Genomic DNA, 12,860 nt, shown 5'->3' with positions numbered 1-12,860 from the left:
TGGTTCGGGCGCGGCGGGCTCACGCATCCGCCCCTTGACGGTGGAGTACCGAGCATGGATGGCTGGCAACTCTCCGGCTACACGCCTGTGCGTCCGCTGGGTGCCGGCGCCTCCGGTCATGTCGTGCTCGCCGTTCACGACGAGACGGGCACGCAGGTCGCGATCAAGTATCTGGTGCAGAGCCTCGGCGACGACGCCTCGTTCCGCGCCGCCTTCCGGAACGAGGCGCGGCTGCTCGGGGAGGTCGACGACCCGCACGTCGCCCGGCTGTACGAGTACGTCGAGTCCGCCGACGGCGCGGCGATCGTGATGGAGCTGGTCAACGGGGTGTCGCTGCGGCAGATGCTGCGCGAGCACGGCGCGACCACCCCCGAGTCGGCGCTGTGTGTGCTGAAGGGCTCGCTCGCCGGGTTGGGCGCGGCGCACCTGCACGGCATCGTGCACCGTGACTACAAGCCGGAGAACGTACTGGTCACGGGGTCGGGGTTGAGCAAGCTCGCGGACTTCGGCATCGCGACCTCGGCCGGAACGGGCGTCGGCACGGTCGTCACCGGCACCCCGCGGTACATGGCGCCCGAGCAGTGGACGGGTGTCCCGGTGACGCCGGCCTGCGACATCTACGCCGCCACGGCCACGTTCTTCGAATGTCTCACCGGCAATCCGCCGTACGACGGTCAGAACCTGTTCGCCCTGCACGAGCAGCACACCAACGCGCCCATTCCGACGGATCCGGCTCCGCCGGCGGTGCACGATCTGCTGCGCCAGGGCATGGCCAAACTGCCCGCCGACCGGCCGCAGCACGCGCTCGCCTTTCTCGACGTCCTGGAGCGGGTGGCGGGTTCGGCGTACGGCTCGGACTGGGAGGGACGCGGCCTGCGCGACCTGGCGCGCCGGGCCGCCCTGCTCGCCGCGCTGTGGCCGTTCCCGGACGGCGCCGACGGCGCGATCAGCCTCGCCTCGACGCAGGTCGGCCGCCGTGACCGTTTCCGCCTGGGCCGTAAGCAGACCGCTCTGGTCGGCACCGCCCTGCTCGCGGCGGTGTTGATCGGCGGGGCGGGGTATCGCTACGCGTCCGCCGAATCCGCTGCCACCGCGAGCGAGGCGTCGACCCCGGTTTCCGATCCGGCGGTGGGCGCACCGCCCGGCTCGGCCTCCCCCACTGTCTCCGCCGGACCGCCGGTTCCGTCGACAGCCCCGACCTCCGCGACGACGGCCCCGGGTGGTGCGGTCGCACCGGCCACGACCACCCCGGTCACCGGCACTCCGGAGGCGCCGGTCGTGCCCGGCAGTTCACCCAGTTCGTCACCGCCGCCGCCCGCCGACGATCCACCGGCACCCAGCAGTCCCACCGCCAGTGCCTCCCCGTCACCGCCGGGCGACACGACCGCTCCCCTCGTTGGCGGCGTCGGCACCAGCCCGCAGACGGTCGAGTCGGAACGCTGCCAGTACGGGACCCGTACCAGCACGATCTCGGCCACGGTCGCCGACGACCGCAGTGGGCCGGGCGCGCTCGACGTCAGCTTCACCTACACCGCCGACGGGGCCGGCTCGACCGTCGCGATGGCGGCCCGCAAGGGCGACCTGTTCCAGGGGACGCTCGGCCCGCTGCCGATGCCGAAGACGTCCACCCGCATCGCCGTCTCGGTCGTCGCCGTCGACGCCGCCGGGAACTCCGCGCGGTCCAAGCCGGTGTACGTCACACTCGTCAACTACTGCTCTCCCGGTTAGGAGCACGCCGTGACCCGGCCCGAACCCGCCGACCCGTGGGCCACCGTCAACCGTCCCGAACCGACCGTGTTCCTCGGCAACACGGACCCCACCGCCGCGGCCGGGCCGCTCGACCGGACCGTGCACCTGTCCGGGATGAACCCGACCGCTCAGGAAAGCTCGGCGCCGACCGTGCGCGCCCCCGGGGAGATGCGTTTCGGACCCGGTGTGCCGCCGACGGCCACGGCCGCCCCGCCGTGGCCGTCGACTGCGCCGGCCCGTCGTCCGCTGTGGCGCCGGTTGGTGTCGATTCTGTCCAGCCTGGTGACGCTCGCGCTGGTGGTGGTCGTCGGGCTCTACCTGTGGCAGCAGTTCCGCCCGCTCGTGGTGGAGAGCGCCACGGTGACGGTGCCCGAGCCGGCCGCGAACCGCTGCGACGTCACCGTCGACGTGGTCGCCACGGTGCAGACCAACGGCCGCAGCGGGACCATTCGCTATCAGTGGTTCCGCTCGGACGCGGCACCCGGCGCCGTACTGAGCGAACAGGTCGGAAGCGGACAGCGTACGGCCACGCTCACCCTCCGGTGGACCTTCAGCGGCGTCGGCACCACCACCGAGCGAGCCACCGTCAACATCATCGAGCCGTCCCCGGTCCAGGCCACCACCCAGGTCACCTACAACTGCGAACCCCGCTGAGCCGACGGCGGTGTGCCTATGTATGCCGTCTGTCCGGTACGGCGGGCTTTCAGCGCTGAAGAGATCCGGGGCGCGACGGCGGCCGGCAGTTGTTCGGCGGCGGTGCGCGGGTCGAAGAATCGATAGGCGGACAGTTCGTCGGCGGGCAGCCTCAGTGGGGTGGAGGCAGGGATCTCGCCGGCGTCGAAAGTCATGCTGATGAGCGCGCGAGGTCGTGGCCCGGCGGGTGGCGCCCAGTCCAGTACGAGTAGAGGGCCTACTTCGAGGTGAAGACCGAGTTCTTCGTGAAGTTCTCGGGCACAACCGTCCTGTGGGTACTCGTTGTCTTCGAGGTATCCGCCGGGGAAGGCCCAGTGGTCGTGGTAGTTGGGTTTGACGAGGAGCACCCGGCCGGTCCCGGTCTCGGTGATCAGGGCAGCCGTGGTGGCGTAGAAGCTGGGCAGCTGCGCGTACCACTGGTCGGGTTCGATCCAGGTGCTCACCGGGATGACGGTAGTCCACCGGGTGCGGAGATGGCCGATCATGCCGTGGCAAGCAGGTCTCGATGGTGATCGAAGAACTCGGCAACGATCGGAACCCGCCGGTGTGGGCGCAGCCGGTCCATGAGCTCGATCAGGCGTTGCCGGACGCGCATCGACTGGACGGTGCGTAGGTACGGCACGGCCTGGTCGCCGTACAGGCATGCCTCGTCCAGGTCGCCTTGGGCGGCGTGGATGGTGGCCAACAGTGCGGTGTGCAGAGCATGGGTGCGGGCGCTGTCAGTCGGCAGGCCCAGCGCGGCAGGCCCGTAGGTTAGAGCTTTGCGGTGGAGCCGAAGATCCCGATAGCAGCGAGCGGCTGTCCCGGCGAAGTGGGCCGGGCTGAAATAGGACGCCCAAGTGGGGCCTCCGCCGGGCCGAGCACAGTCGATGGCGATCCGAGCTTTGCGCAACGCCGTCGTGCATGAATTGCGGTCGCCGGCGATAGCGTGCGCGCTGGCCGCAGTGGCGTGCAGGCGGGCTCGTACGGCGGCGGGGGCCCGGCCGGCACCGTCGATGGCGGCTTCGGCCAGACGGACGGCGTTGCGGGATTGGCCGAGATGTACGGCCTGGGTGGCGAGGTTCGCGAGCAGGTGAGCTCCGTACAGGCGGTCGCCGCCAGCCCGGCTCATTCGGAGCGCGGTGGTGTAATGCCGCAGGGCAGCGCCGTGTTCTCCGGCATCGTAGGCCATGTAGGCCAACTGCCCAGCGAGGCCTGCGGCAGCGGCCATGAGATCCCGGCCGACCGCGTCGGTGTAGCTCCCGTGAAGCATCGGGCCAACCTGCCGGTCAAGGAAGTCAGCGACCAATGTTCGGGCGGTGGCTGCTCCACCACCGCGGCGGTCCAGGTCGGTGAAATAGCCCGCGTACAGGGCTAGCGCTTCGACGTCGACGCCGGTCACGGTTCGCCGGCCTTGGCGCGACCAGTCCGGGTCGTCGGGGTCGTACCGCCAGGCGAGGGCGGTTTGCGCGGCGGCATCGGAAACGTAGAGGGAGCCGGCGAGGACAGCCGCATGGCGGGCACTCAAATCCCACAGCTTGCTGGTGATGTCGATGGTTTCGTCGGGGGAGCCGGGGTAGGTCAGGCCGGCACTCAGGTCATGGTCGAAGCCGAGTTGATCGGGGGTGATGGTGCGATGCAGGCGGCGGGTAAGCACTGCGACGATGGCGGCGCGGGCGGTGGGGTCGGGGCGGCGTCCGCGGAGCCACCAGTACACGCTGGACGCGTCGTAGCTGCCGCCGCAGGCGTGGTTGACCTGCCGGACGAAGGTGCCGTGGGAGTAGTCGGCCTGGGCGAGTAGGCCGTGCAGGTCGTGATTCGCGACAGGTCGCACCATTCAATACCTCCGTGTAGCCAGTTGGTGACACGGCGTACTCAGGATAGGGCTTTGCTGCCCATCCACTCGATAGCGCGCAACCCCGCGCAACCTGCGGCATCGCCGAGCAACCGGCCACCAGGCACGCAACCTGCCGCGACCGGGACGCACGGTGGTCAGCTGAATCCATCGATCGCCGGAATCAGCCGAAAGTCCACGTCCCACCGAGCAAGGAGGAACCATGGTTCAGAGCGTGCTCGACACGATCCTGTCCGGCCCGACCCCCAGGACCCGAATCCAAGTGCTCACGGGTGAGAGCAGCGACCCGGCCCGGCGGGGCGACAAGAAGGTCGTAGCCTTCAGCGACTGCCGGTACGTCTGCCGGGACTTCGCCACCCTGCAGCGTTGCGTTGACGCAATCAAGGCCTCCGACGACAAGCTCCGCGCCCGTCCCGAAGACCTCATGCTTTGGGACTGGGACGACACCCACGTCCAGTTCGACAACCCGGACGAACCCCGCTTGGGCGGCGGCACCGTGTTCCTCGGTGTCGCCTGGTATGACGCCGAGTTCTTCATCGAGCGTGGCGGTGCTGGTTTCTCCCGCATGCATCAGGTGGTCTACAAGCACATCGGTGTGAAGCCTGAAGCGATCACCATCCAGCACTTCCTCGCCGCCGACGTGGCCACATTCACCAGCACCGAGGTGGTGACGGAATCACCGGGCGCGCTGACCGCATGCGCCGCGGCCTGACCCTGTCGAGCGCCTGCACAAGCGCCCGTTCCGCGCCCAGCCGGCGCGGGGCGGGCGCGATAGCATCAGGGCACCCGTTCCGCCGCAGGCTCCGCGCTGGCGGGCTCCGCGCCAGTGGCCAGTCGCCGGCCCACGAGAGCGGCGGTCGCGGCAGCTGCCAGCAGAAGCACACCAGCCCCGGCGAACGCGGGCGCCGGAGCCGCGTCGACTGCTACCGGGAGAGTCAACATTCCGGCGGTGCCCGCGGTCCGGATCACTGTCTGATCAACAGTGATCAGACGCAACCGCTCCTGCCTACCGAACTCCGCCAAACGCGTACGCAACGTGACCGCAGCCGCAGGAGTCGCGAGCCCTCCCACGAACCCCACAGCCAGCGCAACCGGGAGCGACGGAGCGACGCTGTATCCGAGCAGGGTCAGGCCGGCAACCATCCACGCCCCGCAGTACACCGTCAGCCAATGGCCCAGCCGGGCGTTGCCTATCAGCAGGTTCCCCGCCAACGCCCCCGAACCGACCGCCGCGAGCGCCAAGCCGTATCCGGCGGCGCCCTGACCGAGCTGCACTGCCAGCAGGGCGGGTAGTCCTACCGCAGACACGGCGGCAACGAAGAACCCGGCGCCGTGCAGGCTGATACCGATGGCCACGTCGCGGTGCCGGCGCAGTACAGGCCACGCAGCCGACACCGGCGCACCGGCCGCCGACGGCTGCGAGACTGCCGCCGCCGATATCACGGACCGGGCCGCCCGGCGGGTGTGAGCGTGCAGCCACCACATCGCCACGGCCGACACCATGAAAGTAATGCCGTCGAGTGCGAACAGTTGAACCTCGGACACGACCATCAAGATCAAACCGACCGCGCCGGGACCGGCGATCGCCGCAATCCGTGTGGTCAGGTCCAGCAACGCCGTAAGCTGACGCACCTGCCCCGGCTCGGCCAGGTCCGGCACCAGCGTGCCCAGATTCGGGCCGAACAGCGCGCCCAGGGTGCCCAGCACGAACACCAGCGTCAACAGAATCGCGAGACCTCCGTCGTCCGGCGACCACAGCAACGGCAGCGTGCACGCCGCAGCGGCCCGACCAGCGTCCAGCCAGCCGAGCGCCCTGTACGAGGAGAAGCGGGCGACCACGGCCCGGCCAAACGTTCCGATCACGATGTACGGGATCGATTCGATCACCGCAGCGACACCCATCCACGTCGCCGACTTGGTCGATTCGTACACCACCCACATGACCGCGAGCCCGTACAGCCGGTCGCCGAGCACATTCAACGCCGAGGACGACCACAACACCAGAACCGGACGATGCCGCAGCAGCTGCAGATGACTCACGCGCGCCACACCTCGCAAGATCGGCTGATCCTGGACTTGGCCCAAGCGATCCCGGCCCAGACGCACGGCTCGACCGGCGGCCACTGCGGCAACCTAGCGACTCCCACCCCGCTGCGGGGATCCGACACACCCGAGCCGGAACCTTGTCACCCGTCAGCGAGCTGAGCCGACCGCCAGACGGCGGGTCAGCAGGGTGGACATGGCGCGACGCCGTGGGTTATCGCTAACTTGTCTGCGGCGAAGTCGAGGGTGTGTGGGGCGCCGCTTGATAGTCCGCGACGCGTTGCAGGACGTCGACGGTGCTGGGCTTCTCCAATTCGGACGTCACCGCGTCGTCCCCGCCCGGCAGCATTATCCGGATGTTGTCGACGCCGGGCAGGCCGTGGCCCGGGGACACCGTGATGGTCCCGGCCGGGAACGGGTCGCAGTGCAGCGCGTAGCTCTCGCGCAGAGCGAGCCGTTGTACCAACCCGGTTTTCAGCATCGCCCGCGCGCCCTGCAGGGGCTCCTCGGCCGGCTGGAAGACGAATGCGAGCCGGCCGCGCACCTGATCGGAGTTCTTGGCCAGGCCCGGGCAACGCCGACCCCGATCGCTCCTCGCCGGCCAGCTCCGGGTGACGGTGGATCTGCCGGCGGAGCTCGATCAGGTCATCGTCCGGATTGGTCATGGTGTGAATCCTGCACGGCACCGCCGCCGGGTGCGTGCCGCAGGTGGGTCAGGGCCGCCGCGGCTTCGGGTGACGACAGGCGTTCCAGGCCGGCCTCCACGGCTCGGCGCAGGCCCGTGCCGCCGCGTTCGTGGGCGGCGAGCAGCGGTTCGATGCTGATCGGGTCGTCCAGTTCACCCAGCAGCTCGGCCGCCGCCTGGGCCGAGGGCGTGTCGAGCGCGCCGATCAGGGCGGGCACGGCCTCCCCGGGATGAGCGAGGAGCCATGCCTCGGCAGCCTCCACCTCGGGCGGGTGCGTGCTGCGGAGCAGCTGGACGGCGTAGTCGGTGGTCCGCCGCCCCACCGGTGTCCAGCGGTCCAGTGGAGGCATCCGATCGGTCATCCCCGTCCTCAGAAGTTCATGCCGGCGCGGATCAGGAGCCGGTGCGCGTTCGGGTCCTCCTTGTTGGCGACCTTCAAGAAGTCGTACAGGAGGCCCATCTGCACGGGCCCGAAGTCGTACGAGAGCCCACCGCCGACCGTGGCACCGCTCGATGCGCCCTTGAACCCCCACAGATAACCGCCGCGCAGGTCACCGTAAAGGTTACGGAACAGCTGGACGTGGAGCTGGCTCTGCAGTCCGGCCCGTACGAAAGTGCCTTTGTCCTCCGTGGGAAGCAGCTCGAGCCGGGCGCCGAAGCTGAGCGCGGTGGTGGTGAAGCGGAGCACCGCGTTCGCCTCGACCTCGGTGTAGAGCTGGTTGCGCCCGCCGGCACGCTCCCCGCCCACGCCGGCGCCGAGCCCGACCGTCCACGTCGGCCCACGCCGCGGAACGCCCTTCAGCGTGCTCGGGAACTGCTTGTCGACAGTGGCCTCGAACAGCGCCAGGGCGGCCTCGCTGATCCTCGGGTCCGTCCGGAAACGTTCGTAGAGGCCCTGGACGACCGCCTTGCCGATCTCCGGCGGGAAGAGCTTCGCGACCAGTCCGATCTTGTTCGCGACGTTCTCGTCCGGGGGGATCGAACGAATCAGCCCCTTCGCGGAGTCGGCGAGGCTCAGCGAGCGGAAGTACGGCACCTCGCGCAGCGCGGAGTAGATCTCGGTGCCGATGTACCCGTAGGTGTGCCGGGAGCCATAGGTCCACGTCGCCCCGAGCCGGGGAACCTGCCGGTGAGCCTCGGCGAAGATCTTGGCCTCGAAACTGTTGATGCCCAGACCGAACTCCGGATGCCCGGCGATCTCGTGCACCACCACGCTGACCACGTACTCCGGATCGGCCTCGGCGGTCTCGACGAAGCTCATCCCGATGGTGAGCGGGTCACCGGACATGGCGAACACGTTGCGGCCCCGCTCCGCGATCTTGTCCGGTGCCCACTTCAGGTTGGCCGCCACGATGCCCAGCTCCGGCGCCACCTTGTGACAGGCCACGACGACGGCGGCGATCGCCTTCGCGGCGCGGGCGTGCCACTTCGCCTCCTCGCCCGGGGTCTCCTTGACCCGGTCCCAGGCGTTCTTCGCCTCGGGCGGCCGGACCGGGCTGGCCTTCTCGGTGGCCTCGGCGTGGGCCTTGGCGACATCCGCGTCGCTGACGGTCGCCGGCGGCGGCACTCCGGCCTTCTTCGCCTCCTCGTCGACCTGGGCACGGGCGTCCTTCTCGGCCGCCGGCAGCAGGAACGCCGCCTGTGCCGCGCCGAGCTGCGCCAGCGTCTTTCCCGAGGTCTGCTCCACGGCGAGGCGCTGCACCCGTTCACCGATGTCCGTCAGCACGTCCCGGGAGCCGCGCAGCGAACCAACCGGGAGGGCGGCCAGCCACCGGCGCAACGGGCTGTCCGCGAAGCCGACCCGGGCGAACGCGCGCACCACGGTGTCCCGTTCGGCCGCGGGCAGCGTCTCGTAGTGCCGCAGCATGTCCGCGGCCTGCGACCCGGTGAGCGGTTTGCCGGCGCGCAGGGCGTCGAAGGGGTCGGGCTTCGCCTGCATCCGTACGGCCGGTCCCGGCCCGGTGTGGTGAGCCGGCAGCGGGAGCCCGGCCAGCGCGGCGTGGGCCACCCGGTCAGCCGCACCCTCGTGGTCGCCGCCGCCCGGGCCGTTGCCCACGGGGCCGCGCAGCTGCATGACGTGGGCGAGTTCGTGCGCGAGCAGGCGCTGACCGGCATCGGTGTGCGGCGCGTAGCGGCCGTGGGCGAAGACGATGTCCGACCCCACGGTGTACGCGGCGGCGCCGAGCTGGAGCGCCGACGCCGCGGCGTGGTCGTCGGTGTGCACCCGGACGGCGCTCAGATCGGCACCCAGCCGGTGACCGAGGTCGGACGCGACATCCGGGGCGAGCGGGCGGCCCGCCATGAGTGCGCCGACCGCGCTGTTCCCGGCCGCCCGCTGAAGCGCGAGGATCGGCGCCGGCGGTTCCGGGCGCGAAACAGCACCACGATGTCTGCCTGCGCGATCTGGACCCGGTGTCGCCCTCTGATGCATCACGGCGGGGCGCCCTCCCTCGTGGCCCTGAGTTCCAGGATGAGCGAGCCTCGCCGCCAAGACAACGTCGGATGGGTGACGGGAGCTGTCCGGGCGGTGGAGAATGCCGCGATGCGTTCCGCCCAGTCGCTCGGTGCTCTGCTCGCCCTCGCCACATCGGCGTTCTGTTACGTCGCGACGGAGACCCTGCCGATCGGCCTGTTGTCGCTGATCTCCGACGATCTCGACGTGTCGCTCGCGTCCACGGGTCTGCTGGTCACCGGCTACGCGGTGACCGTCGCGGTGGTCACGTTCCCCTTGACGTACGCGACGCGGCGCGTCCCGCGCAGACGGCTGATGGCCACGCTCCTGGCGATCCTGGTGGTGGCGACGCTGGCCTCGGCGGCCGCCGGCGACTACAGCGTCCTGCTGGCCGCCCGCGTCGTGGTCGCCCTGACCCAGGCGCTGTTCTGGGCTGTGGTGAGCCCGATCGTCACGGCCATGTTCGACGTACGGGTCCGCGGCCGGGTCGGCTCGGTGGTCTTCGCCGGCGCGTCCCTGGGCCCGATGCTCGGCGTCCCCGCGGGCACCTGGATCGGCCAGCACTTCGGCTGGCGCGCGGCCTTCGTCGCGCTGGCGGGCATGGCGCTGGCAGCCTTCGCCGCACTGCTCCTGCTCATGCCGGACGTGGTGGTCGACGAGACCCACGCCGCCACCGGGACCAGCCCGGACGCCCGCCGCTACGCGATCGTGGTGGTCGCCACGACGCTGTCGGTGGCGGGCCTGTACACGTCGTTCACCTACACCGAGGTGTTCCTGACCGACGTGGCCGGCTTCGCCGCCGCCGCGCTCGGGCCGCTGCTGCTGTTCCGGGGCGTGGCCGACTTCGCCGGCATCGCGGCCGGCGGCGTCGGCACCGATCGGTGGCAGCGCGGCACGCTGATCGGCTCGATGCTGGTCCTGGCGCTCGCGCTGCTCGGCATGTACGCGGCCACCGATTCGAGACCCGCCACCGCGTTGCTCCTGGCCGCCACCGGATTCGGCATCGGAGCGCTGACCCCGGCTCTCCAGAACCGCGTCATGGAGGTGGCACCGGGCAGCACCGACATGGCGTCGGCCGGCAACTCCGTCGCGTTCAACGTGGGCATCGCGGCGGGTTCGCTGATCGGGGCGGGAGTGCTGTCCGGCGCCGGCGCGCGGGCGACTCCGCTGGCCGGCGGGCTGCTGGTGGTGGCGGCCGTGACCGTGCTGCTGGCCGAGCCACTTCTCGCGAGGCCGGTCAGACGGGACGGTGGGGGTCCTCCGGCGACAGCCACGCTTGAGGATCGTCGAGGCAGAGGCGGTCTACCGTACGCGTAAGGGCCTCAAGAACCGCAACCACCACCGGCCGTGGCTCGCCACGGCGCGCAACCAGTGACCAGGTCCAATAGGGCGCCGGACGGTGAACGGGCCGGGTGACCAGATCGGCGGGCACCGGTGCGGTCTGGCTCTTGGGATTGTTGATCACGGGGCGGCGCAGACGGCGTACGTGATCGAAGAACGCCTCTCCGGTGACCCCGCCCTCGGAGACCCGCAGCGCGGTGGCGCCGGTCTCCTCGGCCATCGCCAGCGCCCAGCGGTTCCACGACGACCAGCTCGTCTCGTCCGCGTCGATCAGCACCGTCGTCTCGGCCGCGCGGACCGGCCCCACGTCCGTGCCCGTGCTGATCGCGAACAGGCGGTCGGCTCCGAGCAGGCGTGCCTCGAGCTCGTCATCGGCGAGTGTCTGCGCGGGCACCCAGCAGATCGCCAGGTCGATGCTGCTGTCGGCGACCCGGGCCGCCTGGGCGTGCGACGGCAGCACCCACGGGTCCACCAGCAGCTGCGCGATGCCGGCCGCCCGCTGTTCGAGATCCGGCGGACGCCAGTTGACGTAACCCAGCCGGACCGGTCCGGTTCCGGACAGGCCGGTGGCCGTGCGCCGCAGGTCGTCGGCCTGACCGAGCAGCGCCCTCGTGCGCGGCAGGAGCAGCGAGCCGGCCGGGGTGAGCGTGACCGTCCGCCGGTCACGGTCGAACAGCCGGGTGCCCAGGTCACGCTCGAGCGCCATGATCTGCTGCGACAGCGACGGCCCGGCGATCCGCAGCCGCTCAGCCGCCCGGGCGAAGCTCAGCTCCTCGGCCACCGCGACGAAATAGCGCAGCTGGCGTAGCTCCATGCGCCGAGCATAGGTGCCTGATAGGCGCAGCCTCTCAGACGGGAGGAAGTCGGTCGTGCCGATCACCCGCGGGGCGACGCAAGCTCTCCCCAGACCGATTTCCACTGATCGCAGGGAGCACGTCATGTCCAAGGTCGCAGTCGTCACCGGAGCCTCGCAGGGTATCGGGGCCGCCACCGTCGCCGCCTATCGCAAGCTGGGATACCTGGTCGTCGCCAACTCGCGCCGGATCACCCCGTCGGACGATCCGGGCGTGCTCGCGGTGCCCGGCGACATCGCCGATCCGGCGGTCGGCACGCGCGTCATCGCGGCCGGGCTCGCCGAGTTCGGGCGCATCGACACGCTCGTCAACAACGCCGGCATCTTCATCGCGAAGCCGTTCACCGATTACACGGCCGAGGACTTCGACGTCGTCACCGGCATCAACCTGCGCGGCTTCGTCACGGTCACCCAGCACGCGATCAACGCGATGCTGCGGCAGGGCGCCGGCCACGTCGTCACCATCACCACCAGCCTGACCGACCACGCCAACAGCAGCCTGCCGTCCGCGCTCGCCTCGCTGAGCAAGGGCGGGCTCAACGCGGCGACCAAGGCCCTGGCCATCGAGTACGCGACTCGCGGCATCCGGTTCAACGCGGTCTCACCGGGTGTCATCCGTACCCCGATGCACCCGGCCGAGACCCACGAGTTCCTGGCCGGGCTGCATCCGATGGGCCGTCTCGGCGAGATGAGCGAGGTCACCGACGCGATCGTCTACCTCGAGAACGCCGCATTCGTCACCGGAGAGATCCTGCACGTCGACGGCGGACAGAGCGCGGGGCACTGACATGACGGCATCGGAGGCGGCCACGCTGCGCGGCCCGCTGGACGCTTGGCGTTCGGCCATTGATCGGTACGCGCCTGACGACGTGGCCGCCGTCTTCACCGAGGACGCGGTGTTCCAGGGGCTGGCTCCCTACAGCGTCGGACGGCCCGGAGTCGCCGCGTACTACGCGAAACAGCCCGCCGAGATGACGGTGTCCTACCGGATCCTGGAGAGTCGCCGGCTCGCGGCGGACTCGGTGCTGGGCTGGGTCGCGGCCGACTTCGGCTTCCCGGGCCTGGACCGGGCCCCGGTGCTGGTGAACCTGACGGTGGTGGTGCGCCAGGTCGGCGACGCGTGGCAGATCGCCCACTATCACGTGTCGCCCAGGGTCGCCGGGGATCGCCAGGACCGATGAGTCCGCGTCGCTGCGCGGGTCTTCACCGT

General features: G+C 70.5%; 13 protein-coding genes. 6 read left to right on the top strand and 7 right to left on the bottom strand.

Features of this window, described 5'->3' with window-relative positions; genetic code table 11:
• Window positions 1-54 precede the first annotated feature (54 nt).
• Both AB0M02_RS34690 and AB0M02_RS34685 read left to right on the top strand, forming a co-directional pair.
• Window positions 55-1,728 (top strand): serine/threonine-protein kinase, encoded by a 1,674-nt coding sequence (locus AB0M02_RS34690; protein ID WP_364234768.1) that lies wholly within the window; start codon window positions 55-57, stop codon window positions 1,726-1,728.
• Between the two features lie 9 nt (window positions 1,729-1,737).
• Complete coding sequence (locus AB0M02_RS34685; protein ID WP_364234766.1) at window positions 1,738-2,403, top strand: hypothetical protein; 666 nt, start codon at window positions 1,738-1,740, stop codon at window positions 2,401-2,403.
• Here AB0M02_RS34685 and AB0M02_RS34680 read toward each other — a convergent pair.
• Both AB0M02_RS34680 and AB0M02_RS34675 read right to left on the bottom strand, forming a co-directional pair.
• A complete protein-coding gene (locus AB0M02_RS34680; protein WP_364234764.1) occupies window positions 2,382-2,885 on the bottom strand; it encodes an NUDIX hydrolase in 504 nt (167 codons plus the stop codon). The two genes, AB0M02_RS34685 and AB0M02_RS34680, sit on opposite strands and share 22 nt — an antisense overlap.
• Before the next feature lie 38 nt (window positions 2,886-2,923).
• Window positions 2,924-4,258 (bottom strand): hypothetical protein, encoded by a 1,335-nt coding sequence (locus AB0M02_RS34675; protein ID WP_364234761.1) that lies wholly within the window; start codon window positions 4,256-4,258, stop codon window positions 2,924-2,926.
• 232 nt (window positions 4,259-4,490) lie between these two features.
• Here AB0M02_RS34675 and AB0M02_RS34670 point away from each other — a divergent pair, with 232 nt between their 5' ends.
• Complete coding sequence (locus AB0M02_RS34670) at window positions 4,491-4,988, top strand: hypothetical protein (RefSeq protein ID WP_364234758.1); 498 nt, start codon at window positions 4,491-4,493, stop codon at window positions 4,986-4,988.
• 65 nt (window positions 4,989-5,053) lie between these two features.
• Here the strand turns inward: AB0M02_RS34670 and AB0M02_RS34665 are convergent, their stop codons facing one another.
• The 4 genes from AB0M02_RS34665 to AB0M02_RS34650 all read right to left on the bottom strand — a co-directional run bounded on the left by AB0M02_RS34665 (window position 5,054) and on the right by AB0M02_RS34650 (window position 9,306).
• The gene (locus AB0M02_RS34665; protein ID WP_364234756.1) at window positions 5,054-6,316 is read right to left on the bottom strand and encodes an MFS transporter; all 1,263 of its coding nucleotides are present in this window, start codon (window positions 6,314-6,316) and stop codon (window positions 5,054-5,056) included.
• A 223-nt stretch (window positions 6,317-6,539) separates the two neighbouring features.
• A complete protein-coding gene (locus AB0M02_RS34660; RefSeq protein ID WP_364234754.1) occupies window positions 6,540-6,863 on the bottom strand; it encodes a M20/M25/M40 family metallo-hydrolase in 324 nt (107 codons plus the stop codon).
• 101 nt (window positions 6,864-6,964) lie between these two features.
• Window positions 6,965-7,366, bottom strand: coding sequence for a hypothetical protein (locus AB0M02_RS34655; RefSeq protein WP_364234751.1), 402 nt, complete (start codon window positions 7,364-7,366; stop codon window positions 6,965-6,967).
• Between the two features lie 8 nt (window positions 7,367-7,374).
• Window positions 7,375-9,306: a DUF4157 domain-containing protein gene (locus AB0M02_RS34650; RefSeq protein ID WP_364234748.1), complete on the bottom strand. Its 1,932-nt coding sequence runs from the start codon at window positions 9,304-9,306 to the stop codon at window positions 7,375-7,377.
• A 204-nt stretch (window positions 9,307-9,510) separates the two neighbouring features.
• Between AB0M02_RS34650 and AB0M02_RS34645 the strand changes: the two genes are divergently transcribed.
• The gene (locus AB0M02_RS34645; protein WP_364234746.1) at window positions 9,511-10,773 is read left to right on the top strand and encodes an MFS transporter; all 1,263 of its coding nucleotides are present in this window, start codon (window positions 9,511-9,513) and stop codon (window positions 10,771-10,773) included.
• Here the strand turns inward: AB0M02_RS34645 and AB0M02_RS34640 are convergent.
• A complete protein-coding gene (locus AB0M02_RS34640; RefSeq protein WP_364234744.1) occupies window positions 10,694-11,611 on the bottom strand; it encodes a LysR family transcriptional regulator in 918 nt (305 codons plus the stop codon). The two genes, AB0M02_RS34645 and AB0M02_RS34640, sit on opposite strands and share 80 nt — an antisense overlap.
• Window positions 11,612-11,735: 124 nt before the next feature.
• Here AB0M02_RS34640 and AB0M02_RS34635 point away from each other — a divergent pair, with 124 nt between their 5' ends.
• Together AB0M02_RS34635 and AB0M02_RS34630 are read left to right on the top strand one after the other, a co-directional pair.
• Window positions 11,736-12,437, top strand: coding sequence for an SDR family oxidoreductase (locus AB0M02_RS34635; RefSeq protein WP_364234742.1), 702 nt, complete (start codon window positions 11,736-11,738; stop codon window positions 12,435-12,437).
• Between the two features lies 1 nt (window position 12,438).
• Entirely contained in the window at window positions 12,439-12,831 is a 393-nt protein-coding gene (locus AB0M02_RS34630; protein WP_364234740.1) for a nuclear transport factor 2 family protein, read from the top strand.
• Window positions 12,832-12,860: the final 29 nt, after the last annotated feature.

It is taken from the genome of Actinoplanes sp. NPDC051861 (genome assembly GCF_040681145.1).
In the GTDB taxonomy this organism is placed as follows: domain Bacteria; phylum Actinomycetota; class Actinomycetes; order Mycobacteriales; family Micromonosporaceae; genus Actinoplanes.
Note: the sequence above shows the minus strand (reverse complement) of the source record. Positions and strands in the feature narration are given on the sequence as shown.

What these genes read in the sequence shown, in the direction of transcription:
- AB0M02_RS34675 (WP_364234761.1), bottom strand. Translation starts at nt 4,258, where the DNA reads ATGGTGCGACCTGTCGCGAATCACGACCTGCACGGCCTACTCGCCCAG.
- AB0M02_RS34690 (WP_364234768.1), top strand. Translation starts at nt 55, where the DNA reads ATGGATGGCTGGCAACTCTCCGGCTACACGCCTGTGCGTCCGCTGGGT.
- AB0M02_RS34650 (WP_364234748.1), bottom strand. Translation starts at nt 9,306, where the DNA reads ATGGCGGGCCGCCCGCTCGCCCCGGATGTCGCGTCCGACCTCGGTCAC.
- AB0M02_RS34630 (WP_364234740.1), top strand. Translation starts at nt 12,439, where the DNA reads ATGACGGCATCGGAGGCGGCCACGCTGCGCGGCCCGCTGGACGCTTGG.
- AB0M02_RS34635 (WP_364234742.1), top strand. Translation starts at nt 11,736, where the DNA reads ATGTCCAAGGTCGCAGTCGTCACCGGAGCCTCGCAGGGTATCGGGGCC.
- AB0M02_RS34655 (WP_364234751.1), bottom strand. Translation starts at nt 7,366, where the DNA reads ATGACCGATCGGATGCCTCCACTGGACCGCTGGACACCGGTGGGGCGG.
- AB0M02_RS34640 (WP_364234744.1), bottom strand. Translation starts at nt 11,611, where the DNA reads ATGGAGCTACGCCAGCTGCGCTATTTCGTCGCGGTGGCCGAGGAGCTG.